This is a genomic window from Pseudoselenomonas ruminantium (assembly GCF_900142515.1).
GTDB classification, from domain to species: domain Bacteria; phylum Bacillota; class Negativicutes; order Selenomonadales; family Selenomonadaceae; genus Selenomonas_A; species Selenomonas_A ruminantium_D.
In genome coordinates this window covers 8,115-34,881 of record NZ_FRBC01000001.1, presented here as the reverse complement: position 1 = coordinate 34,881, position 26,767 = coordinate 8,115, and the positions used below count along the sequence as shown (strand labels likewise).

18 protein-coding genes are annotated in these 26,767 nt (G+C 51.3%); 5 read left to right on the top strand and 13 right to left on the bottom strand.

The window, feature by feature from the left end:
• Nucleotides 1-3: 3 nt before the first annotated feature.
• On the bottom strand, nt 4-1,917 hold the full coding sequence (locus BUB68_RS00130) for a beta-glucoside-specific PTS transporter subunit IIABC (RefSeq protein WP_081371785.1): 1,914 nt from the start codon (nt 1,915-1,917) through the stop codon (nt 4-6).
• 277 nt (nt 1,918-2,194) lie between these two features.
• Between BUB68_RS00130 and BUB68_RS00125 the strand changes: the two genes are divergently transcribed.
• The 3 genes from BUB68_RS00125 to BUB68_RS00115 are packed head-to-tail and all read left to right on the top strand — an operon-like array spanning nt 2,195 to nt 3,341.
• Nucleotides 2,195-2,596: a helix-turn-helix transcriptional regulator gene (locus BUB68_RS00125; protein ID WP_073087816.1), complete on the top strand. Its 402-nt coding sequence runs from the start codon at nt 2,195-2,197 to the stop codon at nt 2,594-2,596.
• 5 nt (nt 2,597-2,601) lie between these two features.
• On the top strand, nt 2,602-3,123 hold the full coding sequence (locus BUB68_RS00120; protein WP_073087815.1) for an ImmA/IrrE family metallo-endopeptidase: 522 nt from the start codon (nt 2,602-2,604) through the stop codon (nt 3,121-3,123).
• A 17-nt stretch (nt 3,124-3,140) separates the two neighbouring features.
• Nucleotides 3,141-3,341, top strand: a complete 201-nt coding sequence (locus BUB68_RS00115) for a hypothetical protein (RefSeq protein WP_073087814.1) — start codon at nt 3,141-3,143, stop codon at nt 3,339-3,341.
• Nucleotides 3,342-3,407: 66 nt separating this feature from the next.
• Here the strand turns inward: BUB68_RS00115 and BUB68_RS00110 are convergent, their stop codons facing one another.
• The 4 genes from BUB68_RS00110 to licT all read right to left on the bottom strand — a co-directional run bounded on the left by BUB68_RS00110 (nt 3,408) and on the right by licT (nt 9,543).
• A complete protein-coding gene (locus tag BUB68_RS00110) occupies nt 3,408-4,775 on the bottom strand; it encodes a prolyl oligopeptidase family serine peptidase (RefSeq protein WP_256625438.1) in 1,368 nt (455 codons plus the stop codon).
• Between the two features lie 3 nt (nt 4,776-4,778).
• Nucleotides 4,779-7,151: a glycoside hydrolase family 3 protein gene (locus BUB68_RS00105; RefSeq protein WP_073087813.1), complete on the bottom strand. Its 2,373-nt coding sequence runs from the start codon at nt 7,149-7,151 to the stop codon at nt 4,779-4,781.
• 13 nt (nt 7,152-7,164) lie between these two features.
• Nucleotides 7,165-8,607: a hypothetical protein gene (locus tag BUB68_RS00100; RefSeq protein ID WP_081371784.1), complete on the bottom strand. Its 1,443-nt coding sequence runs from the start codon at nt 8,605-8,607 to the stop codon at nt 7,165-7,167.
• Nucleotides 8,608-8,691: 84 nt separating this feature from the next.
• Nucleotides 8,692-9,543 carry a BglG family transcription antiterminator LicT gene (licT, locus tag BUB68_RS00095; RefSeq protein ID WP_073087812.1) on the bottom strand — a complete coding sequence of 284 codons (852 nt, stop codon included), beginning with the start codon at nt 9,541-9,543 and terminating at the stop codon, nt 8,692-8,694.
• A 372-nt stretch (nt 9,544-9,915) separates the two neighbouring features.
• Between licT and BUB68_RS15370 the strand changes: the two genes are divergently transcribed.
• The gene (locus tag BUB68_RS15370) at nt 9,916-11,361 is read left to right on the top strand and encodes a helix-turn-helix domain-containing protein (RefSeq protein WP_218587661.1); all 1,446 of its coding nucleotides are present in this window, start codon (nt 9,916-9,918) and stop codon (nt 11,359-11,361) included.
• 45 nt (nt 11,362-11,406) lie between these two features.
• Here BUB68_RS15370 and BUB68_RS00085 read toward each other — a convergent pair whose 3' ends face one another.
• From BUB68_RS00085 to BUB68_RS00050, 8 genes are all read right to left on the bottom strand, one after another.
• Nucleotides 11,407-13,020: a ShlB/FhaC/HecB family hemolysin secretion/activation protein gene (locus BUB68_RS00085; RefSeq protein ID WP_073087811.1), complete on the bottom strand. Its 1,614-nt coding sequence runs from the start codon at nt 13,018-13,020 to the stop codon at nt 11,407-11,409.
• 37 nt (nt 13,021-13,057) lie between these two features.
• Nucleotides 13,058-16,921: a YDG domain-containing protein gene (locus tag BUB68_RS00080; protein WP_073087810.1), complete on the bottom strand. Its 3,864-nt coding sequence runs from the start codon at nt 16,919-16,921 to the stop codon at nt 13,058-13,060.
• A gap of 220 nt (nt 16,922-17,141) precedes the next feature.
• Nucleotides 17,142-18,182 carry an HD-GYP domain-containing protein gene (locus tag BUB68_RS00075; protein WP_073087809.1) on the bottom strand — a complete coding sequence of 347 codons (1,041 nt, stop codon included), beginning with the start codon at nt 18,180-18,182 and terminating at the stop codon, nt 17,142-17,144.
• A 133-nt stretch (nt 18,183-18,315) separates the two neighbouring features.
• Entirely contained in the window at nt 18,316-19,701 is a 1,386-nt protein-coding gene (locus tag BUB68_RS00070; RefSeq protein ID WP_256625437.1) for an SGNH/GDSL hydrolase family protein, read from the bottom strand.
• Between the two features lie 130 nt (nt 19,702-19,831).
• A complete protein-coding gene (locus BUB68_RS00065; RefSeq protein WP_073087808.1) occupies nt 19,832-20,869 on the bottom strand; it encodes a LacI family DNA-binding transcriptional regulator in 1,038 nt (345 codons plus the stop codon).
• Nucleotides 20,870-20,883: 14 nt separating this feature from the next.
• Nucleotides 20,884-22,389, bottom strand: coding sequence for a UDP-glucose--hexose-1-phosphate uridylyltransferase (gene galT / locus BUB68_RS00060; protein ID WP_073087807.1), 1,506 nt, complete (start codon nt 22,387-22,389; stop codon nt 20,884-20,886).
• 137 nt (nt 22,390-22,526) lie between these two features.
• Nucleotides 22,527-23,516: a UDP-glucose 4-epimerase GalE gene (gene galE / locus BUB68_RS00055; RefSeq protein WP_073087806.1), complete on the bottom strand. Its 990-nt coding sequence runs from the start codon at nt 23,514-23,516 to the stop codon at nt 22,527-22,529.
• A gap of 122 nt (nt 23,517-23,638) precedes the next feature.
• The gene (locus tag BUB68_RS00050) at nt 23,639-24,817 is read right to left on the bottom strand and encodes a galactokinase (RefSeq protein ID WP_073087805.1); all 1,179 of its coding nucleotides are present in this window, start codon (nt 24,815-24,817) and stop codon (nt 23,639-23,641) included.
• Nucleotides 24,818-25,101: 284 nt separating this feature from the next.
• On the opposite strand from BUB68_RS00050, the gene BUB68_RS00045 reads away from it, so the two are divergent.
• Nucleotides 25,102-26,448 (top strand): MFS transporter, encoded by a 1,347-nt coding sequence (locus BUB68_RS00045; protein ID WP_073087804.1) that lies wholly within the window; start codon nt 25,102-25,104, stop codon nt 26,446-26,448.
• Nucleotides 26,449-26,767 lie beyond the last annotated feature (319 nt).

Below are 26,767 nucleotides of genomic sequence, written 5' to 3'. Positions count from 1 at the left end.
TCCTTACGCGATTACAGTCAATAAGTTTGCTTCTTCTTCTACATCTTTTTCATCCGTCAACACCACATCCATATACTGATCATGGTTTGTGACAATCACCGGGGTAATGGTATTGAAACCTTCCGCCACGATTTTTTCCTTGTCAAATTCAATCAGAGTATCACCGGCTTTGACATGGTCGCCCTGTTTCACCATGGTCGTGAAATATTTGCCTTCCAGCTTCACCGTATCCATGCCGATATGGATGAGGATTTCGGCGCCTTTGTCCGTCACCAGACCAATGGCATGGCCCGTGGGGAACATGGTCATCACCGTGCAGTCAGCCGGAGCCACCACCTTGCCATCACTGGGTTCAATGGCAATGCCTTTGCCCAGCAGGCCCATGGCGAATGCTTCATCGGGAACGTCTTCCAGCGGAACGATCTTGCCAGCCAGCGGAGCCTTGATGATTTCTCTTTCCGCCTTGCCATCAACCGATTCCTTGACTACCGTCAATTTTTCCGCCGGCGCTGCATCGCGATACATCACAGCCGTTACGACCAAACCAAAGACAAAGGATACGGCAGAAGCAATCATGCCGCCATACATACCAGCCAGGTCGCCGGTTTTCGGGTCAATGAAGGTAGGATAACCGAAGATGCCCAGGCCGCCGAACATGTAGAGATTGACGGACAGCAGAGCCATCAGCGCACCGCCAATAGCACCGCCGATGCAGGAAATGATGAAATATTTCTTGCGGGGCAGGGTAATACCGTAAATGCAGGGTTCCGTAACACCGAAGATACCGGAGATGAACGCCGGCAGGGAAATGCTCTTGAGCTTTGCATCCTTCGTGCGCAGGAAAATGCCGAGCACAACACCGATCTGGGCAAAGGAGCAGCCGAAGTAGGTAACAACCAGCGGGTCGAAGCCATATACGGAAATGTTGTTGATCATGATAGGCACCAGACCCCAGTGCAGGCCGAACATTACGAATACCTGCCAGAAAGCGCCGATAAACAGGCCGGCCACCACGGGGCTCACATTATAGATGGCCATGGCAGCTGCCCCCACAATCTGGCCAGCCCAGGTTGCCACCGGACCGATAGCCATGAACGTCAGCGGCACCACAATCAGGATCGTGAAGAACGGCGTCAAAAAGCTCTTGAGCATGGTGGGCATGGCCTTGGCCACCGCCCGCTCCACCTTGGCACCAAACCATACGGCCACGATGATGGGAATAACGCTGGAAGCGTAATTCATCAGGATAACGGGCAGGCCCAGCAGTTCCATATGAATGGCAGACTGGAAAATCGTGCCATCAAAGAGCGTGTACAAAGTCTCGCCCTTCATGATGGCAGAAACCGTGGGATAAACCAAAGCTGCGCCGATAGCCATCCCCGTGAATTCGTTCATCCGGAACTTCCGGGCTGCCGTAAGGCCCAGGAAAATCGGCAGGAAATAGAAGAACATATCCCCTAAGATGTTGAGCATCTGGGCCATGCCACTGCCCTGCTCCACCAGTCCTGTCGCCATAAAGAGCGCCGTGAAGCCCTTGATCATGCCGGTTGCCACCAGCACGCTCAGTACAGGCTGGAACACGCCGGAAATCAAATCAATGAACCGGTCCAAAGGGCTGAGATCCTTATTGTCTTCCTCGTCCCCAACCTTTGCGGCACTGCCCGCAATATTGCTGACTTCGAGCACCGTATCGTAGACATCGGCCACTTCATTGCCGATGACCACCTGATACTGACCGCCGCTCTGGATAACGGTCACAACACCTTCGCGGGCTTTCAGATACTCCGTATCTGCCTTGCTCTCATCCTTGAGCTTGAACCGCAGCCGCGTGATGCAATGGGACAGGCAGCTGACGTTTGCCTCGCCGCCCACATGCCGGACAATGTCCTTTGCCAGCTCTTCATACTTCTTCATCATAAATCCCTCCAAAATTAAATAACTTTGAAGGTTTGGCCAACCTAATGTAACCATCCTAAACATACAAAAAAAGCGTGGATCAACCGTGAGAACAGAAAAAGCCCTCAAGGTTTGGCCGCTTACGCGTAACCATCCCGCTTCGTACAAGATAAATGATAACAAATCAATACGAAATTGTCAAGCAGAAATCCCGCAAATTTCCCCTTGCGTTATCAACGGTACTGTGTTACACTTTGAGTAATTCAGTTACACAGATTTACGAAGGGGTTTGAGCACTATGAACTTCGCAGAAAAATTGCGGCAGCTGCGCCATCAGAAAGGATTGAGTCAGGAAGCCGTCGCCAAAGCCATCGGCGTCACCCGCCGTACTTACATTTCCTACGAGCTGGACGGACGCTATCCCAAAACCCGCGAACGCTATGCCAAGCTGGCTGAAATCTTTGACGTGGATACCAACTATCTCTTCACCGAAAATGAAGCCTTCGTCAGTCAGGCCGGCGCCAAATACGGCAGCCGTGGCATGCAGCAGGCCAATGCGTTGGTCAGCGAACTATCCGGGCTCTTTGCCGGCGGCGAGCTCAGCGAGGAAGACCGTGATGCTGTAATGCAGTCCCTGCAGGAAGCATACTGGCTCGCCAAAAAGGAAAACCGGAAATACCGCAAAAAACCTAAGGAGTGACGTCCATGGATTCAGAACAGTGCCATAAGCGCGCCCGGGAAATCATCCGGCAGGTAGGCCGCCGGGATATGAAACGGGTGGCCCAGGAACTGAATATCAAGGTTCTCTACAATGAAAACTTTACGAAACTATTGGGCATGTACTTCTACCAATGGCGCAACCGCTTTATCTTCCTCAATGCCAATCTTGATGATATCTGGCAGAACATGGTGCTGGCCCACGAGATTGGCCACGACCAGCTGCACAGGGAACTGGCCAAACAGACGCAATTGCAGGAATTCGAGCTTTTCCGCCTGAACAGCCGCACCGAGTACGAAGCCAATGCCTTCGCCGCCCACCTTTTGATGGACACGGATGCCGTTTACGCCGAGATCAAAGAGGGCTGCGATGAATTCACGCTGGCCCAAAAAATGAACTGCAATATCAATCTGGCTTTGGTCAAGATACAGGAAATGGCCAAACTCGGCTACGATATCCGCCCCAGCGAGGCCAGCGACAGTCAATTCTTCAAAAATATACGCATCTGATTTATGGAGGTAATATCATGAACGCTATCATTCACTATGAAGTCATCCTGAACATCGCCCTGATTGTTTTGGTAGTCTGCCTCGCTACCTACACCTTCACACAGGACATGCGCCTGAAGAAATATAAGATGCTGCTGGCCGATATGCAGGCAGGCAATCACTGGCATCACAGCAAACAAAGTAAAATCCCCGCATCAGACAACCGTTTGGCTGCCTGATGCAAAATCCCTTTAACGCAACGGGCTGACCGGTCAGATTTTTGACCGGTCAGCCCGTTGTTGTCTTTATTTCCGCTTCTGCTCTGCCATCCACTGGAAAAGTTTTACGGTCTTGCCATCAATGGTATCTTCGCATTCGTCATTGTAGACATAGATCCAGGACCAATGCCCCATGTATTCATAAGGCGTGCCATCGGCCTTCTTGTACTTGCCCGTGGTATCCACCACCTTGTCAAAGAAGCTGAAATGCACATTCGCACCAGCTTTTTTGAGGCGTTCCACCGTGGGAACAGCATAATCCTTGGGAGGCAGTACCGTATCGGTCTTGGCCGCCGTGAACCAGATAGGCGTCTTGGCGATATTAGCCAAATCCTTTTTCGTAATCATGCTGTCCTTGAGGCCCTCACAGGTTGGGAAAGCGGCCGCAAAGTAGCCGGGATTGTCCCGCACGAGCAGCATGGTCATATAGCCGCCGTTGGAGTCGCCGCCCACATAGATGCGGTTCTCATCCACATTGGGATGCTCCGCCACATAGGCCTTGATGAATTCCATCAAGCCATCGGAGTAGATGGACGTGCCATCAGCAAAGCCTTTATAGCCATGCATCCAATAGGTTCTGGCCTGCGGTGCCAGCACATAGGCACCACCAAAGTATTTCTGCACGGATTCATCGGCAAATTGGGTGGCCTTGTTGCCCATAATCGGCAACGAGGGGCTGTTGCCGCCCTCCCCCATACCATGGAGCCAGATAATCAGCGGTTTCTTCTCATCCTTGTTCTTGAGTTCCGGTTCATAGCTGGCGTAAGGGAAGGATTCCCGGCCCAGGATCTTATGGTTGAATTTGAACTTATCCCCCTGCGGGCGGATATTTCCCTGATTGTTATCCACCACGAGTTTTTGACCGTCCGTGATCGTGTAGTGCGGCGTCACCCAGTTATTCAGCATGGTATGCAGGTCGAAGTTCAAAGCGGCTCCCAAGGTGTCCGTAGGGCTCACAGCCATTTCCAACGTCACATATTCACCACTGTCCACGGGATTGCCGTTGGCATCGGAGACATATGCCTTGGTCACCTGGCGGTCACCTTCCAGATCTTTGTCAGATGTGGATTCTGCTCCCAGAGAAATCGTAGCACCCTGCTTTTCCCGCATGGCTTCAGCGGGCGTAATAGCCCCTTCCGCCAGTTCCCGGCGCACATGCACCTTGAAGGTTCCGGTATTCACCTCACCGGCCTTTACCATACTGCCCAGATTCACGATGACCTTGGACACGGACGGCCCCCAGTCAAAGGTTTCCGTCACGGTCTTATAGGACGGCTGCTGCGCAGGAACGGCAGCGGAAGCAATATCGCCTGCCGTCAGTACACCTGCCAGCATCACACCGCAAAGACCTAACTGAACTGCTTTTTTCAACTTTTTACTGATCAAAGTAATCACTCCTTATTTTTTCAGCGCAGGTACAGCGTATTTAGCCGTGCGAGCGTCCTTTATCTGTCCTTTCCAGTCCAGGCCATAAGCAAAGTCATAGGTATGGCCTTCGCTGTCGGTATAGCATTCCATATCACGCGGGGTATCCTCGAACTGACGCTCCACCGTTTCCATATCCTTGGGCTGCTGCATGGGCAGGAGACCTTGCGGCTCGAACTTGCCCGTGAGGATATCGAAATAAGCAGCATCGCTGACACCGTAGCCTACAAGGATGGCATCCGACAGCGGCTCAACCTCACTGAAAATCATGGGCTTCAGGGCATGTACCATGGTGACCACGGGCATATCCTTGCCGGATTTGGCTGCGCATTCACGGCCATAGGCCACGCCATCCAAGTCCGTAGCATTGATGATACGGGCACTGCGGCCAAAGTAGCTGCGATTCTCCCCTTCATCATGGGCAATGGATGCCTTACGCACAGCAGCAGAGTCAGCTGTATAGGGCTTATACTGCAAGGACAGGGGGATAAAGTTGCCCTGTTCATCACAGCCTAAGCCATCAAACTGATTGCCGGCATTGGTGGGATTGTCGATGACGGCCAGCAACATATCAGCCTTGGCCACTTCAGACGGAGCCAGACGTTCGATATCCGTCACGGCTGCCATGGGCTTGCCGTCGCGGTCTTTAGCCGTCAGTTCCCTGACCTTATCGGTAACCACCGTGAAGTATTCGCTGGCCGTCTTGAGGTCAACAGGCAGGGACCAATGGGCGGGGCTATAAGTATGGAAAGTCTTGTTTTCCTGCGCAGGACGGAAAATCATCGGGATATAAACCACCGGCTTCGTGCTCTGCGCTTCGGCCTGATGAATCACATTTCCCTTGTTCTTCAGCATGACAATCGATGCCACCTGGGCTTTGTAACCCTCTGCCTTATCATGGGGATTGCCCACTTCCTGCACGGTCTTTGCTACATCCAGATAAGGATTTTCAAACAGGCCAATCTGGAAGATATTGCGCAGCAGGCGCACGGCAGACTGCTGGAAACGCTTGTCCATATATTCCTTGCCATGTTCCTTGACGCCCATTTCATAGGCCGCCAGCACCGGCTTGATGTCATTGTTGCCGCCGAACTGATCCACGCCGGCCATCAAGGCTTTATAGTGGCGGATGACCTCTGTATCCTTCTCCACGCCCCAGGCGGTAGAAATTCCCTTGCCCACTTCCTTGGGCACATCATGCGTAACACACCAGTCCGTGCAGATGACGCCATCATAATGGTATTTGTCACGAAGCAGGCCAATCTTATAGCGGCTGAAAGCCGAGCCCACCTTTTCCCCCAAAGAGCCATCATCACTCCAGGCGATGGAATAGGAGGACATGACCGCGCTGGGCATCTTCGTTTTGCCGTCCAGTTTCAAACCGCCATCCACAAAGGGAATCAGCTGAGTATTGAACTGCCCGCCGGGATAGACGGCGTATTTGCCGTATTTAGAATGAGCTTCACGACCACCTTCGCCCACACCGTCACCGGGCCAATGTTTCATCATGGCATTGACGCTGTACTTGCCCCAGCCCATATCCTTGCCCTTCTCGATGTTAGACTGCACGCCATCCATCATGGCTTTGGCCATATCACGGGCCAGGGCCGGATCTTCACCGAAAGTGCCATAGTACCTTGTCCAGCGCGGGTCTGTGGCCAGGTCAATCTGCGGGGAAAGGCCCGTGCCAATCCCCAGCAGCCGGTATTCCTTGGAAGAAATCTCGCCAAACGCTTTGGCAATAGCCGGATTGAAGGTGGCGGCAATGCCTAAATTGCTGGGCCAGCGGGACACACCACCCGTCACATCCTTGAGGTATACGCCATTGCCCCGGGCATCACTGCGTGGATCAGAGCTGGTGTTGGCCGGAATCGCAAAGGGCAAGCTTTCGGCATAGGCCTGCAGGGCATTGTTCCACTTCGCTGTCACTTCGTTGCTGGCCGTGCTGTCAGCGTTGAGCACCGTGCGCACATGGTCAGCTGAAAGCATCTTCTTCTGCTCATCATTGAGCTGCGGCTGTAGATTGCGCTGGTGCATGCTGTAGAGCATCAGACCGGCAATGTCCTCTGTACTGAGCTGACGGGCCAAATCCTCCGCCCGCTTCTGGGGGCTGAGACGCCAATCCTCATAAGCGTCCAGCTTGCCATTGCGGTTCATGTCCTTGAAGACCTTGCCGTCGACTTGCAGGAGTTTCACACCGGATTCGGGCGAATAAGCCAATTCCGCGCCCTGCTGCTCCACCAGCGTATAACCATCTGCCGTTGCTTTTTCCGTAAAATCAGCCGCCTGTACCTGAGTGCCCATCAAAGTCAGTCCGATTGCTAAAGCTAATGCTTGTTTTTTCATGATTCATGCCCCCTTAGAAGAAGAATTGTGCCTGGAAACGATAGAGGTCGCTGCGGGCGCCGGTGTCGATTTCACGGCCCCAGGTGTAGAAGGTATCCAGCAGGATGTTCTTGTAGGGAACATAGCTTACGCCTAAGCGCAGGAATTTCTCATTCAGGCCGCACCAGTCCGTAACCGTAGGCCAGGAGAGCGCCGGCTCATAACGATAGGTAAGGGTAACGCCATAGGTATTGGGCTTGTCGAGTTTAGCCCCCTTGTAGTCAATCTGCAGCCAGCGGCCCGGATGTTTGGTCTTTGTGCTTGCCACAGCGTTATTGGGATCGCGTTTGGCATTGCTGTTGATGATACCGGCACGTACCCCCCAGTTATGATCAAACTTATGATGGGCATGCGCATAGTAGTAGAAGACACGGCCCTGATCCGGGTCCTGATAACGACTGGCCATCGCCGAGCTCCAGGACGTACCGAAGTTGATATCGTTCTTGCTGTCAAAGGGATAGAAGAAACGCAGGCTAGTGACCTTTTCCTTGTTACGTGTTCCGCCCATAGCATCATCCCAGAGATCCATCTGGCCAGCGGTAAAGAAGGTCTTGAATTTCTTCTTGCCCTGCACCAGCTGGATACCACTGAAATCGCAGTCGATGTCCATACCCCAGCCGTAGATGTTCCACTCATTCCATTTACCGACTTTTGCATCCAGCCCCAGTTTGGGGAATTTACCTGTTACATAACCATCATAAGTAAGACCAGACTGGTTTTCACTGGGAGATCCGCTATTTCCTATCCTGCCGTCGGATTTACGCAGCTCATCAAAACCACTGAACGAATTGCGGTAGCCGATGTCTGCATGTGCCTGCCAATTATCGTTGATTTTATAAGCGCTGTTGACGGCAATATGCACCATATTGGCACGAGTCGTGCGTGTCTTTGCCTGTCCATTCTTGTTATCCTTCAGATAGTGGTCATTACGGATACGGGCATAGCCACCAATGGAAAGTTTGTCGGCCAAAGCAGCGGCTTTCTTGAGCCCTGCCTTTTCTTCCTGGGTGAATGTTTCGCCTTCCTGCGAATTGTTCAGCTTGTCCATCTGGGTATTGTCCAGATTGTCCAGCCGGTTCAACAGAGTGAGTTTCTTGATATCGTAATAATACTCACGATTCAGCTTGTTCAAGCTTTCCTGCTGGGCAGCTGTCATATTGGCCTGATTCTTCATAGCAGAATCCACGATCATCGCCATTTCCAGACGGCTCAGCACGCGGCCTTCGGGAATCCTTACCGTATAATCCGGCACGGCCTTGGCGGCAATCAGTTCATTTACCGCGCCGTAAGACCAGTCCCCTGCTGGCACTTCGGCCAGAAAGCCATTGGCTGCTTCCGCGCTGGCTCCATAGCTCATCACAGCGGCCGTCATCACTGTCGCTGCGCCAATCTTGCCTGCATTCATCCAACTTCTCATGTTCATACCTCCAAAAACTTATAAATGTAAATTCTTGAAGGTTTGGCCAACTTAATGTCACCATCCTAATCTATAGGGAAAGGCTTATGCCTGTTCCTGACACTTGCGGATCACCTTTGCCACATGGATCATCAAATAAAATTGTTCCTCACCACTGACGGCATAATGATATTTTTTCGCGAGATAAGCCACAATGCGATCCACACATTCGTGAGCCTGCTTGTACTTCTTCTGTACCATGGCTTCCATCTCTTCATCGATTTCATCGCCGTTCTGCTTGGCGCCGCTGAACATGCGCTGGGCGAAGAATTTCAGATGAGTTACGAATCTATAGTAAGCCAGGGATTCCTGGTCGAATTCAATGCCGCAGAATCGGCGCACGATATTAGTGATTTCCTCAATCAGCTGCAAAATCTTATCGGCCATGGGCTGCTTCATATCCAACTGACCATCGATGATGTGCATGGCAATGAAGCCGGCCTCATCCTCGGGAATATCGATATCAAACTGGGCTTCGAGCATCAGCACGGCCTTTTCCGCAATGGCAAACTCTTTGGGATAGAAACGCCGCGTCTCCCAGAGCATCATATTGCGGATATTGATGCCCTCCCGCAGGCGATGGATAGCCATATGGATATGGTCGGTCAGGGAAATATACACGGTCTCATTGAGCTTGACGCCCAGTTCCTTTTCTGCCATCTCGATGATGGCCGTACTGGCATCGAGATAGTCCACCCGCAGGCTGGATAGCAGTTCCTTGAACTTTTCCAGCATATCATGGTCGCTGAGCTTATAGACCTTGTCGATCTTCTCGTCAGGCACATCCTCGCCGCACTTCTTGCCAAAGGCAATACCACGGCCCATGGCCACGACTTCGAGCCCCGCCTCATCCTCAGTCACGATTACGTTATTGTTCAAAATCTTTTTTATCTGCACCAGTCATTCCCCCATACACACCCTGATTCCCCCACGGGCAAAATAAAAAGACAAAACACCCTGACAATGCGCAATCGTCAAGGTTGTCTTGTCTTCCTCAAATCTAACATACGAATCCCCTCCAAAACATTCTCTGTCTGTCTTGAAGGTTTGGCCAACTCAATGTCACCATCCAAAAATAATATCGAACACTACTAAACTATATGCAATTGTAGCACAACTCTGTTTCAATGTAAAGCACAGAATCATGAAACAACGCCCCAATTTTACCTCATTCCCTGCACAGACAGATTCCTTTATTATTTCTGCGCTTTCTGTTATAATTTGTTCGTAACATAAATTCAGCAATCTCATGATAAGTGGTGATTATTTATGAAACAACTTTGCGGGCCATTGTTGTATTACAGTGCAGCGATGCTCTCGATCTATATGACCTACGCCATGACGCAAAGCATGGCTCCTAACCTGTCAGCCTTCTTTGGCGCTGAGCCAGTGGAAAAATCCCTGCGACTCTGGTTGTGCACCAACACCTTAGTGGCCGCAGGCTTTCTGACCTTTGCGGCAGGGGAAAAATTCTGTCCGCCAGCCTTGAAAAAAATCCTGCCGCTAGCGGGCATGGCTTTGGGCGCAGCAGCCTCCTTTGTCATCACGGATGCCACAGGCATGGCCTGGGCTCTGGCGCTGATGGCTCTGCTATTGCCGGTTGGTTATCTCACCTCCGGCGCTCATTATGTGCTGACCATGCAAGTGCCTGCCAAATGGCGTGGACGCTTTCTTGGCCTGGCTATCACAATCACGGTTCTGATACAGTATGGCCTGTTCACCGATGGCAAAGGGGTGGCACCGCCCCTGATGGCGGCGGTGTTTGCTGTTACCGGAGCCTTGTCCTGCTACACCTTGCGTGACCGCATAGCCCTGCAGTCATTGAAAAACGATGATGAGCGCGTTCCTCCGCCCTCGCCCCAATATGTGGCGATGCTCTTTCTGCTGATTTCCCTCTTGGCAGCCCTGCATGGCTGCGGGGATTCTTTGGCCCTGGCCTTCTATGCCAATGTGGATGAATCCATCTTCCATGACAGCATCCGCCTGTTCCTGCCACTGGGTATGCTGGCCGCAGGCTACGTAGCCGATTACCGGGAGCGGCATTATCTTTTGAGCGTAACAGCCATCGGCCTGCTATTACGCATTGTCAGTCTGTTTGCCCTGAGTAGCTCCGCCGGCTTCATCTTCTCCCAGAGTATGGAATATTTCATCTCATCTTTCTGCATCATGTGCTACACCCTGTATTTTCTGGATCTGGCCGGCAAAACTGCCCATCCGGCACTCTGGGCAGGCATGGGACGCACCCTGGCCCTGCCGATATCGGCCTTATCCGCCAATTTCTTCTACTATGTGGATAATTTTTCCGGTGGGTTTGTGACTGCTTATATATTGATTCTGGCCGCACTGAATCTCTTCTTCTATCATGGCAATTTCCGCGAATGGCTGGAAATCCCGATAAGCTCGCCGCCTGTTCCCAATTGTCAGGCCATGCCAGTAACCTCCACCAGCACGACTGATGTCCCAGCGGTCGCCAAAGCAGCCAACACAGCACCACCATTAACCGAATGGCAGGAAAAATTTGCCTTCACGCCCCGGGAAATGGAGGTGCTCAAAGAAGTGCTGACAGAAAAAACCGCTGCGGAAATTGCAGCGGAATTAGGCATCAAGGAGCGCACCGTACGCTATCATATCGCTAACCTGCTCAAAAAAACTGGCACCACTCATCGGGCAGAATTGAAACTTCTGCTCAGCCTGCCCATAGACGTAAGAGAATAAAAAAGAGGTTCAAAGGTATGATTTACCTGCGAACCTCTTTTTTTATTAGAATATCTTCCCTAAAATAAACCACATTCTCTGTTTAGCCAGCGATTCATTGCCCACATTATCCGGAGTCCCTATTCTCCGGGCATAGTCGAAGCGGGCAAAGAAATTCTGTGGACGGCTGTAAGTAACCCCCAATCCCCAGCCAAGCAAATGGGTGGAGCCAACCATATTCTTGATGTGATGCACATTGCCACCATCAAGATAGCAGCTGAGCATGAGCCCAGGAACTTTCGTATGGTAGCGCAGTTCTGCTGTGGCCAGTATCCCTTCGTCCCCGGAACCTTCGCCCTGCGGATAGGCTCTGACGCCTTGCGCACCACCCAGATAAATCTTTTCGGAACTGTCCAGATTCCTGTTTGTCCACTGCCCCTGCGCCTTCACCAAAATATCGAAATTATGGCGCAGATCATGGACAGCACTCAGCCGCAAATTAGTTTTCGTGAAACTGCCTTCCGTGCGGGCGTTGCCATAGATTGCCCGGGCATCTGCCGAATCAAGGCTGGCCGTACCTCTGGTCAGCGTGACGTCATAACCGAGGAAACTTCCCGGCCGTCTTTCTGAACCCATAAGCCCCACATGCACGCCATGGGTATGACGATCCGGGTTCAGATTAAAATTGGCAATTTCATCCTTGAGTTTCCGATAATCATAACCATAGGTAGCTGCCAGATAATGTTTGGATGTGTGGATCAGAGGCGTTCTGCCATAAACACTCAGCGTATCGGCCTTGCCTTCCATCCCTAAGATATTTGTCTCATAGTTCATATGGCTGAACCCCAGCCCCGCTATGGTGCCACTGCGCCCCGTGGGCACTTCATAAGTAACATAGTAATTGCGCAAATCCTTATTGGAAATAAGCGCGCCTATACGCAGCATATCCCCCTGACCGCTCAGATTATTCAGCGTTTCCTGCAGGCCGTAGCGATAGCGACCTGTATTTTTATTGCCATAGTTTTCCGCATAAAGCAGTGTCTGACTTTTCTTCGTATTCGTTACCGTGACGGTCAGGTCGCTGGTGCCTGACTGCTGCCCTGGAGATAACACGCCAGCGGCTTTCACGCCTGCCAGGTCATTGACATTGAACAGGGCTTTTTCGATGCTTCTGCTGGTGATAATATCACCGCTCCGGATGCCTTTAAGTAGGCGCTGTACTGTCTTATCACTCAGCGAGGACTGATTGTTGATATTGACCTTGCCAATCTGCCCCGGCAAAACAGCTACCTTCAGTGTGGCTCTCTCCACCTCCTGTGCTGGCAGATAAACCAATGCTGACGGATAACCATGACTGCGCACATAGCGCGTCAGTTCTTCCGTCAGAGCGCTGAGTTTGCCCATATCGGTAACCTGCTTGCCATAGGGCTTGGCAATCTCTTCCATAGCCGCCTTGTCCAATTTAAGATTACCAGTTTCAACGACCACCTTATGCAGGTAAAAACTGGCCGATGACTTTTTCTCGACACTGGCAGAGGGAGTTGAAAGCTCAGGTGCCCCCTTTGCCTGAGGAATTCGTATCTGCGGATTAGGAACCGCCGGGACGGCTTCAACGCCCCAGGGAACGCTTGCTAAAAAGGCGGAAAATACTGCGAGGACAAGCTTCTTATTTTGCTTCATGATCCAAATCTCCTTTGTAAATTTACTAAAATGATTGTTACTCTTTCTGGTCTTTCTCCTGCTGGTTGTTATCGCTGCTGTCAGCACTACCATTATCACTATTATTCTCCGACTCTACAGATACTGGTGAAGTCTGCTCTGCCTCAACACTGACTCCCGTAACAGCGGCTTCTGGACTAACGGCCTCACTACCACTTTTGGCTACGTTTTCCTGCGTAGCGGCTGTAGCAGCATTCTGCGCTTGCACCACCGTACTGCGACTATCCTGCTGAACCAGAGCCTCCGCTACTTCCTGCGGTGTTGTTGGATTGATAACAGATTCACTACCAGAACTTACCGGTTCCTCAGTCGATGGGTTCACAGGATCTGTAGTAGTACCCGGTTCTTCAGTTGGCGGGTTCACAGGATCTGTGGTAGTACCCGGTTCCTCAGTTGGCGGGTTCACAGGATCTGTAGTAGTACCCGGTTCCTCAGTTGGCGGGTTCACAGGATCTGTAGTAGTACCCGGTTCTTCAGTTGGCGGGTTCACAGGATCTGTGGTAGTACCCGGTTCTTCAGTTGGCGGATTCACAGGATCTGTGGTGGTACCCGGTTCTTCAGCCTTTTTCTCTGCAACTTTAATAGTCAGTGCCGTAGCATTAGTCTCAGCCTGCTTCACTTCATAGTTATCATCCGCAAACGTGCCATTGATGGCATAACTGCCAGCCTTGCTTTCCGAAGTAGCCTTTGTACTCCATGTGGACTTATCGCTGTCACCTGCCACCAGCCCAGTCACCGTTCCCTTCAAAGCAGGGATTTCATCGCCTTCCGTGATTTCCACCGCCTCTGCGGTCAGGGTTGCGGTTGCTTTTTTAATGGTGCCAATGCCCGAGGCACTTTCTGCCACGCTGTAATTACCTGCATCTGCACCGGACAGGCTCAAACCGCTGTAGGTAACGTTCTTCCTGCCCGCATTCTTATCCTCATAAGCAGCAGAGGCCGCCGTTGCCGTGACTTCATCACCGGCAACTACACCATCTAATGTCACCTCGCCTGCCGTAGCATCCGTAGTGCCATCATAAGTCTTGCTGATGGCCGTAAATCCAGGTGTCAGTTCCTTCTTTGTAATCTCTCCTGTAGCCGAAATCAGACGATAATTACCACTTGAGAGCGTAAGCCCCGCTACATCCACCGCATAGCTGGAACCGGCGTTCTTCGTAGCCGTCAGATAGGGATCACCCTGTGTCCAATTGTGCGCCGTGCCACTGACCGTCACCGTGTCATCACCCACTAGACCAGCAAATTTGACACTGGCAGGATTTATCGTGGTCTGCCCATCATAGGTCTTGCTGAAAGAAGCCGTCACAGGTGCAGGCGTAATCGCAAAGGTATAGCCTGTAATATCGTAGCCATCCTGATAAGACCAGCTCCAGGCATCATTGCCAAAATTGACCCCCACTTCATACTGACCTGCATCGGTAGCAGTTGCCAAGGTCTCTGGCTTGCTGGGATTGCTATCCACATAGTATTTGTCATACTTGGCACTGATATCGTCAAAGGTTAAATGCTGCGCCGAGCCGTTATAAACCTTGTCCACCACCAGTTTTCCTCTGGTCATAAAGGCGGTCAGCATCGGCAGCGTATGGCCATCGTAGATCAGCCAGGTATTCTGCGTATCGTTGACCAGACTGGAATTAAGTTTTCCGCCCCAGTTGTAGCTGCTGCTTTGGAACTGCGCTTCATAGTTCTCCTTAGCTGTTCTGAGTTCATCTGCATCTGGGAATTCTGCCTCCGTTGGTACATCCAAACGCCGCTTATAAATCTCGTAAGCCGTGATAGTGGCCGGGGTGACGCCATAGTTGTCAATGGTCTTCCCAATCAGCCCGCTGCCAAGATAGTAGCCGTTATTCATCGCAAAAGAACCATCATCAGCCCCTGCATAAGCACCTATAAAGCCTCCGCTGCTGCCTTCAGGAGTGGAGACGATACCGGTATTATAGGTATCGATGAAATTGATACTGCCACTTGACGTCAGCTCAACATATCCTACCAAACCACCGGCATAGCTGTTTGCCCCTGTGCTGAGATTCGATGCCTCCACCTGACCTCGTTGTTCGGTACCATAGTAACCGCCATTATAGGCAACCGATAATTCGAGTGCTTCATTATTCTTTTCATAGCCAATCAAGCCGCCAGCGACTACATTACGGCTTGCCTTGCCTGCAGCTGTCACCATGCCTTCGTTATAAACCGTATTGAACGTAAAGGAATGCTCATGATTGGCCACGCTATCCAGCTTACCAATCAAGCCGCCGGCAGCAATGGATTCCAATCCCTGATCTGCCATTATGCTGACCGTTCCCGTATTGGTGTTATAGGAATTGACGAGGATCTTTTCACCATCCACATTGCCATTATGGTCAATGGCACCGATGAGACCACCAGCAGAGATACTCCCATTGACCGCGTCACCTTCCTGCGTCGACACCATGATTGTGCCCTGGTTATAGGAATTCTCGATATGGAATGCCCCTGTGCTGTTGCCCATCAGGCCGCCAATCTCAACGCTATTATCATTACCGCCGCTTATATACTGCACATTGCCGTCGTTATGGGAGTTTTTGATGGTAATGCCAGTACCGCTGCCTACCAGGCCGCCGATTTCGCCGATGCCGCTGACCGTACCGCTGAAAGAAGAATCCGTGATGACAGAATCACCGGCAACACCCACCAGGCCGCCGGTCACATAGCCGCCAGTCACCGTGGAATCTGTCACATGAACGTTGCGGATCACGGCACCTCCCTGAGAGCCATTGACACCAGCAGCCAGTGTCCCTGCCCAATGGTTGTCGGTAAGGCTTGCGGTAATTGCTGCCTTGTCAATGTTCAGATTTTCAATCGTGGTGCCGCTGATGCTGCCAAACAAGCCTCCATTGCCAGCAGTCAAATTTCGGATGGTATAGCTCATGCCTTCAAACCGCCCGCCATTATTGAGTCCCTCTAGAGAGGAGAATGCCATACCGCCGAGATCTACATCCTGGTACAGCATGAAATTCCTGCCTCCCCATGCCACATTGTTGATATTTTGCAGCTCATACTGGTTATGGATCAGCATATAGGGCGTGACCGCCGTTTCCGTACCATCCAGCAGGGTCGCACGATAACCAAAGGCAGGAGCATTACTCGTCCCCCAGTAATACTGCGTCTGTTCCTTTGCTTCCGTAGCCACATATTCTCCGTTGTCGTCCTGTGCATAGCTATAATTCGGATTTTCTCCCCTCTGCAGGTCATTCTCGATAAAGTTATAACCTACATGGATATCTCCGGCTTCTTTAACCTTTAGCTGAACATTCTCATCGCTCAGCACTTCCCCTGCCTTATTCTTGATATCGGCATAGTTGCGGATGGAGATGCGGCCGGCTTCGAGTACGATGGTGTCTGCTGCAATCGTACCCCGGTTGATGATATCGCCGCCCACTTCACTTACGGTGCTGGCCAACGGATTGGCACCGCTTTGCACAAAACTGTTCAGCACATCCTCCGTGGGCAGTGCCCGGGTCGAGGCATAAAAAGCTCCGGCATTGACCTGCGCATCCGTGCCAAAGAGAATGCCATTGGGATTGATCAGGTAGATATTACCGCCACCAGTTAGCGTCCCTAATATCTCGGACTGCACACCGCCAGTGACCAGATTCAGATAATCCTTGTTGTCAAAGGCCACCGTATGCTTCTCGCCAATGGAAAAATCCTGCCATCTCAACACATTATGTGCCGCCGTGCTGGCAATGTCCATGCGCTTTTCGGCTTCCTGAATGGCCACGTTAGCCGCAGCGCCGCCATCTGCCAGCACTGGCAAATCCGCAGCCAGCACCAGTGATGAGGTACTGAAAAAACCTGCCATCAGTGCTATGCCTATCTTCATGGTCAAAGCCCCTTTCTTTCCTTGAGACTTCATGGGTTATCACAATCCTTTCCTCATAAATTTCCTTTCACTTGCTACATATGTTAATATCTTCTGAATAATTCGTCTACTGTAGTTCATACAGGTTCAAGGAAAATTCTGTGTTTTTGAAGCACAAAAAGGCCCCTGACCGTAACCTGTAGGATAGACAGGTACGGCCAGAGGCCTTGATCTGACAGGCTCAGCGCTCATGCAGGATGTATTCCTCATCCTCGTCGATGATCTGCAGCATCACATCAGCAAACTGGGGATCGAACTGCGTTCCCCGGCCCTTGGCTATTTCGCCACGCACTACATCCTGCGGCAGCACCCCACGATAGCTGCGCTTGGATGTCATGGCATCATAGGCATCGGCCACGGCAATGACTCGGGCATAGACTGGAATCTGGCTGCCGGCAAAACCATCCGGATACCCCTTTCCATCATAGCGTTCATGATGAGAACGGGCACCAATGGACAGTTCCGGAAATTCTGCCACCAGTTCTAAAATCTCTGAACCAATTACCGTATGCTGCTTGATCTTGTTATACTCCTCGTCCGTAAGACGGGCAGTTTTATTGATAATGGATTCCGGGACGCCAATCTTCCCGATATCATGCAGGATCCCCATAAAGTAAATCTTGCGTTGCTCCTCCTCAAGCCAACCAAGTTTAAAAGCGATATGACGGGCATAACGTGCCACGCGCTGTGAATGGCCACGAGTATAGGCGTCCTTGGCATCGATGGTCTTGGCTAATGCCATGACTGTCTCCTCGAACAACCGTTCACTGGAAGCCAGGCGATCTTCAGCCAGCCTTGTCTGCCTATGTACTTCTTTCTTCAAATTACGATGCAGGTATTCAAGTTCCAATACCTGCTCCACCTTTTTCACCACGATAATGGGGACAAAAGGTTTGCGAATGATATCAAAACCACCCGCCATCACTACTGCGGCCTCAGCCTTCTGCGTTTGCTCATGTGTCATGACTATGACTGGCAGATCCCGAAAACGGGTGTCATGACGCAATTTGCGCAACAGTTCAAAACCGTTCATATCAGGAAGCTTGGACGACAGCAGGATCAAATCCACAAAGCTGCGATTAACGATTGACAGAGCTTCACTACCGGACTTAGCCTCTTCCAATTGCACCCGGGGATCTAGGATTTGGTGCAATTTTTGACAATCCGCTTCACTGCCGTCAACCACCAGCACAGTGGTTTGTCTCAATTGGGAAATTTGCATACACACTAGTCCTTCTAAAACTAATTCACATAAAAATATTTTGCCTTATTTCTCTGAAAAAATCAAGCATTTACAGATAAATATCATAGGCAGGTGCTAAAAAATTCAGGCTCCTCTACAGGAGCCTGAATCATCAATCGTTATAGGTAGGAATAGGCTTTTTTGTCAGCTTGTTGGTCAGCCATGAAAAATTCATCTGCAGATAACGTCCCACCTGTTCCCCGATATATTTTTTTCCATAATAATCAGGATGCAGACCATCCGTGGTGTAGGTCGTGCGCAGGTTCCCCATGCTATCCGTAAGGCCAGTGGCTACGTCCACATGGTACTTCTGTTTCATCACCCAGGCATTGATATACTGCTGATGGACCTGCCAATCATAGGGAGGATGATCGATATGTGCGCGGCTCACCATATAAGGAGGATTTATCGGCGTGACCGTCAGGAACACCACAATGATGCCATAGGCATCGCATTTCTCCTTGATTGCCTGCAAATTAGCTACCGTCCTTGAACCAAAGGTTCCCAGGCGGTAATCATTGACGCCCCCCATAACCACCAGTACACGGGGAGAAACCGGCAGCACATCACGCTCAAAACGCTCCAGCATTGCCTCTGTTGTATTGCCGCTGAACCCCAGATTCTTCACGGGCACCTGGCTATAAGACTCCCAATCATAAAGCAGATACCCCGGTGATACGGACATAGCGCCTCCCCCATGCGTGATGCTGTCACCTAATGCCGCGAAGGGAGGATTCTCACTTTCCACTTGAAAATAACTTTTCTCGGACCAGTCACTGATAGGCGTCCCATCCCCGCTCAGAGAACGAACCCGCCAATAATATTTACCCGGCTGGGAATAACCGCCATCTTCATAAACATCATATTCCCCGGCCTGCAATGTACGGATGAGCCTGTCTCCTGCATCCGTAACCTGATACACCTGTACCTCATGCTGTTTTGCTCCGCCATAAGGAATCCAGGAAAATACCGGATACATAGGCATATAATCCATGCGTTCAAACTGCGTGGTCGGACGCGGAGCCTTCGCATTGATCCTGCCGCCATCCGTAATGGGACGGGGTTTCGTGAAATGAAGTTTCCCCACAGGCCGCCCATTATAGTCCAAGGGGCAGATCTTCCAGTAAAAATTCGCCGCTTCACTGCCAAAGCCGCTTAAATCCACCGTCAGTCCATTTGTATATACCTGATCATAGGTCAGGGCGATATTGCTCTGGGTATCTTCTTCCGATTTCAGAATAACCACCTGATAGCGTACGGCGCTGGGAACTTCCTGCCACATCAGCTGCACATTCTCAATCTTGGTCATAACCTGTTCCTTCTGCGGTTCCGGCCGCGTCACTGCCTTTTGCTCCACAGGTGCGGCCGTCTTGCTGAAATCGATCCGCACATTATCGCTATTATCCTTGGGTGCTGCCTGCACACTGCCCATACTTATCATAAAACCTGCCACCAGAAGCATTGCCCCCACCTGCAGGAGATTTTTTTTCCTTTTCAACAACCGTAAAACTCCATTTCTTACGCTAATTTTAAACAACGCCCCTATTATATCATTATCAAAGGAAAAAATCATCTACCGAAAAATAAAACTTCGGGCCCTTCTCCAAAAGAGATGACCCGAAGTCTATTCAATCATGATGTACTTCTTGATTGATCCCTGTGGTTTCCCGCACCACCAGCGTATTATCCAAAAGGATGCGTTTATTCCTGCCGCCGCGAATCTGTTCCAGCAACAATTGAGCAGCGCTCTTTCCCAATTGGAACATGTTCTGATCCATGGTCGTAATCTTTGGCTCCACTAGGCGGGACAAGGAGATATTATCGTAGCCAACGATCGAGACATTCTGGGGAACAGAAAGTCCCAGCCGCTTACAGGCATTGAGTGCTCCCACAGCCATCAGGTCATTACAGCAGAATACCGCCGTCGGTTTCAGATAGGGCAATTTCAGCCGCAGAGCAGAGAGCGTCAGATCCACGGTCTCCACACTGTTGCCCTCGCCGATATTCAACACATAGTCCTCATTGAGCAAACCACGTTCTTCCATAAAGCAGCGATAGGTTTCTTCCTTGATGTCATAGGAGTCTGAACTTGCCCCCCGGACAAAAAGGATCTTCTTATGCCCCAATCCCTCCAGGTACTCCAAAGCCTGCCGGGACCCCTGGCTCTCATCATTACCAACATAAGATACGCCCTTGATTGGATGATAACCATTGATGAACACCATCGGCACCCGTTCCACCAACTCTTCATAGAAGCGCTCGCTGATGTTCTTCGTATTGGGACTGATGACAATAATCCCCGATACATTGCGGGCCACCAGGGCATTGATGCAGTTCATCTCCTGCACAGGATCATTCTGTGCACAATTCAGCAGAAAGGAAAAATTTTCCTTGCGCACGCTTTCCTCAATGCCATCGATAACCTCGGCAAAGAACATATTGTAAAGCCCCGGTACCACCACGCCGATGGTGGAAGACTTGCGGGTGTTGAGTTCCCGTGCCTGCACATTGGGTACATAATTGAGGCTGCTAATGGCCGCCTTGACCTTTTCCTTTGTTTCCGTTTTCACCGGATAGTTGCCATTCACCACCCGGGATACAGTGGCCACCGAAACGCCGGCAGCCCTGGCCACGTCCACTATGGTCGCCTGTCTCTTTTCTTCCATAAAAACCTGCTTTCTCAGTCAGCCTGAGAAACAGCTTGCATAAACTTATCGAAAGCAGCCATACCTGCTGCATCGCGCTTATAGACACCAGCATGGACCAGCACCGTCTTGAAGACTTCACCAATCTCAGCCTGCAGGATACCGTCCACCTGTTCAGCCGTCACCGCCGGATATTTTTCCCGCAGCATCTTGTACCAGTCAGCATGGCAGGCAATTTCTTTCATTGTGGAAATATCTGCCGTCCCCTTGACCAGTTCCTGCCCCAAAAGGTGCATTTCCTTCTTCAGGCGGGCGGGCAATACCGCCAGCCCCATCACTTCAATCAGGCCGATATTTTCCTTCTTGATATGATGGACTTCCGCATGGGGATGGAAGATGCCCAGAGGATGTTCCTCACTGCGGCGGTTATTGCGCAGCACCAGATCCAGCTCATATAAGCTGCCCCGGCGGCGGGCAATGGGCGTAATCGTATTATGGGGTTCGCCATCGCTTTCTGCCAGTACCCCGACACTTTCATCACTATAGCCACGCCATTTATTGAGGATCTTTTCTGCCAGATCCGCCAATTCCTCCCGGTCTTCGCCCGTCAGGCGGATCGTGGACATAGGCCATTTCACCCGTCCCACCTGCACATGTGGGAAACCAGCCACGCTATAGGCTTTTTCCACCGGCGCTTTGGTCATGGCAAAATCGTAACGCCCTCCCTGATAATGATCATGGGAAAGGATTGAACCGCCCACGATAGGTAAATCCGCATTGGAGCCCAGAAAATAATGCGGGAAGATGGTCACAAAATCCAGCAGGTTCTCAAAACTCTTGCGGTTTACCTTCATGGGAATATGTTTGCGATTCAGGACTATGCAGTGTTCATTGTAGTAGGTGTAAGGGGAATATTGCATAAACCAGCGATGGGAGGCCAACCGCAAGGGAATCAAGCGGTGAGTCTGCCGCGCCGGGTGTCCTGCATGACCGGCAAAACCTTCATTTTCCCGGCAAAGAAGGCACTGCGGATAAGAACTGGATTTTATAAGCTTTGCCTTGGCGATGTCCCGGGGATCTTTCTCCGGCTTGGACAGATTGATGGTCACGTCCAGATCACCGTATTCCGTCGGCGTCTTCCAGACCAGATTCCTGGCAATACGATCTTTACGGATATAGTTGGAAGCAATGCTCAGCTTGTAAAAATTGTCCGTGGCTGCTTTCGGAGCACGGGCATAATCGCTCTGGAACTTCCGTACTACTTCCGATGGCCGGGGCATCACACAGTTCATGATGCGGGTATCGAAGAGATCCCGCTCATTTGCCGTATCTTCGATAAGTCCTTCTGCTACTGCATAGTCCAGCATCCTGCTGAGAACCGGTGCAGCTGTTTCCAAGGTTTCATCTATTTCTTCCGGTGCAAATTCGCTTACATGCAATACATCAATAAGCAGATTTGCACTGTAGTAATAATCATCTTCGCTGATAAGGCCGCGCTGCTTCGCGAAGTTGAGCAGGCGGTTGATTTCTGTATTGATCATAGTATAATATCCTGCCTTTAAGCCCCTTCCGGCAGCCCGCGGGCTGCCACCTTCCCCAAAGGGACAGGCCCCATGCTAAGCCTCACCTTCTTGGGAAGACTTAGCATGCAATGGTGGAAGGGGCTGTCATATCATAGTTACTTCTCGTATCCGTCCGGATGTTTCTGATGCCAGTTCCAGGCCGTCCCGATAACCTGCTTTACATCGGTATAACGGGGATTCCAGCCCAGGATCTTGCGGGCCTTTTCGCTGGAAGCAATCAGCTGGGCCGGATCACCGGCACGGCGGGCTCCCATCTCTACCTTGATATCCCTGCCCGTAGCTTCTTTGGCTGCTTCAATCATTTCTTTTACCGAGAAGCCCTGACCATTGCCCAGATTGAAGATGTTGCTGTCACCGCCCTTGCGCAGGTATTCCAGTGCCAGTACATGAGCATCAGCCAGATCGATGACATGGATGTAATCCCGGAGGCAGGTGCCATCCGGTGTAGCATAATCATCACCAAACACCGTGATATGGTCCCGCTTGCCCAGAGGAACCTGCAGGATCAACGGAATCAGATGGGTCTCCGGATGATGGTCTTCACCGATGGAACCATCGTCCAAAGCACCAGCTGCATTGAAATAACGCAGGGATACATAGCGGATACCATTAGCTCTGCTCACCCACTTCATCATCTTTTCCATAGTGAGCTTGCTTTCCCCATAAGTATTCGTGGGGCAGGTCTCATCATCTTCCATGATTGGAATCTTCTTGGGCTCGCCGTATACAGCCGCCGTGGAGGAAAAGACAATCTTGTCCACGTTATGGCGCACCATAGCTTCGAGCAGTACCTGCATGCCATAGACATTGTTATTGAAATATTTCAGAGGCTTTTCCATGCTCTCTCCCACTAGGGAGTTAGCTGCGAAGTGGATCACCGCATCAATATCGTTTTCCGTGAAGATCTTATCGAGGACCGCCGCTTCACGGATATCCCCTTCATAGAATTTAGCCTTTGGGTTCAGGGCATCACGATGCCCCGTCTGGAGGTTATCCACAATAACGACATCTTCGCCTTTTTCCACCAGCTGATGCACCGCATGGGAACCGATATAACCGGCACCACCGCAAACAAGAATCGACATAGTCATGTGCTCCTTTTCATAATATCAAACAGAAATCGCTTTCTATTGTAACACGTTTTCTATCGGTTTACTACACGTTTTCTATTGCCATTTTCTATCGCCATCGTTCCCTCTGGGAAAACTCATTTGATACGATGCGTACCATCGGCAATGTTGGCCACATAGAAGCTCGGTGCATAACCGATCTTTTCCGTATAGGCCTTGCCCACCTTTTCCTTGAAGCTCTCAATGGCTTCATCCTTGACCAGGCTTACCGTACAGCCGCCGAAGCCAGCCCCCGTCATGCGGGAACCGATGACGCCTTCCACCTGCCAGGCCAGTTCAGCCAGAGTGTCCAGTTCCCTGCCAGTCACATCATAATCATCCCGCAGGGAATAATGGGATTCATTCATCAGCTTGCCGAATTTTTCTACATCATTCTGTTCCAGAGCCTCAACAGCTTCCAGCGTACGATTGTTTTCCAAGACGGCATGGCGGGCACGCTGACGTTCCAGCGGTTCAGAGATAGCACCTGCCAGCTGATTGAAAGCCTCATTGGAAAGCTCACCAAGAGCCTCCAGCTCCGGTTTCACTTCCTTCAATTCATTCAGGGCATGTTCACACTGGGCACGGCGCACATTGTAAGCGCTGGAAGCCAGGCTGTGCGGCTTGTTGGTATTGGTGATCACGATGCTGGCCCCTTCCAGCGCAATCTTGCTGTAACGATATTCCAGTGTGTTGCAGTCCAGCAGGATAGCGCAATCCTTTTTGCCCATACCTACGGCAAACTGATCCATGATGCCACAGTTGACACCCACGAAAGTATTTTCAGCTTTCTGAGAAAGCTTCACCATTTCTACCATATCCAGGCCGTAACCAAAGGCATCATTGAGAATCAGGGCCGTCAGCACTTCAATGGAAGCCGAAGACGAAAGGCCGGAACCATTGGGCAGCGTTCCATAGACCAGGATGTCAAAACCATGGCTGGCTTTGTGCCCCGCATCCTCGAATACCTTGACCACACCCATGGGGTAATTTGCCCAATCCTTGGCCTTATCATAGGCAAGGCCTGCCATATCAAATTCGATGACACCCTTATCGGCCAGATTCATGGAATAGATCCGCGTCTTGCTGTCCTGACGGTCAGCAACCAGTGCATAAGTTCCCAGCGAAATCGCACAGGGGAACACATGACCACCATTGTAATCCGTATGCTCACCGATCAGGTTCACACGCCCTGGGGAGAAATAAGCTCTCGTTTCCTGTTCCCCAAACTTGGCGGCAAACTCACCCTGCATCTTCGTTAAGATTTCCTGTTCCATACTGTTACCTCCTGATAATATCCCGCTGAATTATTTTGTAAACGTTTTCCATATTGTGTAAAAAATGTAGGCCAACCAGCGGCTGATGCCCTCTCGTTCTCTGCCACATTTTCTCTTGTTGTCTCTTAGTTTACTCTTGTATCGCCCAAATGTCAACATCTTTTTGTAAACGTTTTCTAAAATTGTTTCCCAGCACCCTCTTGCGACAGGTGTCAAGACATTGTATAATCACTATGTAATTTTATTGACATGACAAATGTCTTATACTGAAAAGAGGTTTTATCATGATTTTACAGCGTCTGGAAGCCCTGCCTGTAGGCAGCTTCCATTACAAACTGCTGCTGCTGACTGGTCTGGGCTGGCTCTTTGACTCCATGGACACGGGCCTTATCGCCTTCGTCCTGCCGGTATTGGCCAAAGAATGGGCCCTTACTCCGGCTCAGGTCGGCTGGATTGGTTCCATCGGACTGATTGGCATGGCCCTAGGAGCGGTACTTGCCGGTACTCTGGCTGACCGCATCGGCCGCAAGCAGGTATTTTCGCTGACAGTGCTGCTCTACAGCCTGTCCACTGGCATGTGTGCCCTGTCCTGGAGCTACGAATCCCTGCTGTTCTTCCGCTTTCTCGTTGGCTTCGGCCTCGGCGGTGAGCTGCCAGTTGCCGCCACGCTCATGAGTGAATATGCACCTGCCCACCTGCGCGGCCGCTTCATCGTGCTGCTGGAAAGCTTCTGGGGCGTGGGCTGGCTGGTAGCTGCCTGCATCTCTTACCTGCTGATTCCCGCCTTCGGCTGGCAGATTGCCTTCGTCATCGGTACCCTGCCCGCCCTCTACGTCTTCCTGATTCGCTTGCATATGCCGGAATCCATCCGCTATCTGCTGGCGAAAAACCGCATTGAGGATGCCAAGGACGTCATCCTGCAATTGGAAGCCAAGCTGGGTGTCAAGAGCGAAGCTTTCCCGGACAAGATCGATCTGTCCGATATGCAACGTCAGGAACAGGCCGCCCAGCCAAGATTCACGGCTCTCTGGGCAAAGCCCTTCCGCACCCGCACCGCCATGCTCTGGCTGGCCTGGTTCGGCATCGTCTTCAGCTACTACGGCATCTTCATGTGGCTGCCCTCCATCGTCTACGCGCAGGGCTTTGCCGTGGTCAAGACCTTCGAATACGTACTGATCATGACGCTCGCCCAGCTGCCTGGCTACTATGCCGCCGCCTGGCTGGTTGACGTCATCGGCCGCAAATACACCCTGTCCCTGTTCCTGCTCATGTCCGGTGTCTGCGCCTTCTTCTTCGGCAATGCCGCCACGGCCAACACTCTGCTGGCCTGGGGTTCTGCCATGAGCTTCTTCAATCTCGGCGCCTGGGGTGTCATCTATACCTACACGCCGGAACAATATCCCACAACCATCCGTGCCCTGGGCAGCGGTTGGGCCGCTGGCTTCGGCCGCATCGGCGGCATGCTCGCCCCCATGCTGGTGGGCGTGATGCTGGGCAGTGCCCTCGGCATGAACACCATCTTTCTGATGTTCGCCTCGGTATTCGTGATCATCTCTGCCGTAGTCATCCTCTTGGGTAAGGAAAGCAAGCAGAAAACCCTTGAGGAACTGGAAGCAGTCATGGAAAGCTAACAAAATAACCATCCCTAATAACAAAAGAAGTCCGCTGACTCGAAAGTGGGCTTCTTTTACTATGAAATTTTAGTCAGTCAAGCCGATAGGCGCAGAATGACTTAGATTTCGTGTAAGGGCGTAGTGCGAAACACCGTTTCGCACGAAGTTTTATGGGAAAATCTACATATTGCAGTTTATCAATGCGAGCCTGAATAAAATTTGTTACAGCTCAGTGGGGCGGCGGTGGGAATACTTTTTCGCCGCTCCACTAAATGACCCGCCAGCAGAAGTGCGCATCTTCCAGCTACCCGCGCCGGGCAGGCCAACGGCGCTCCAA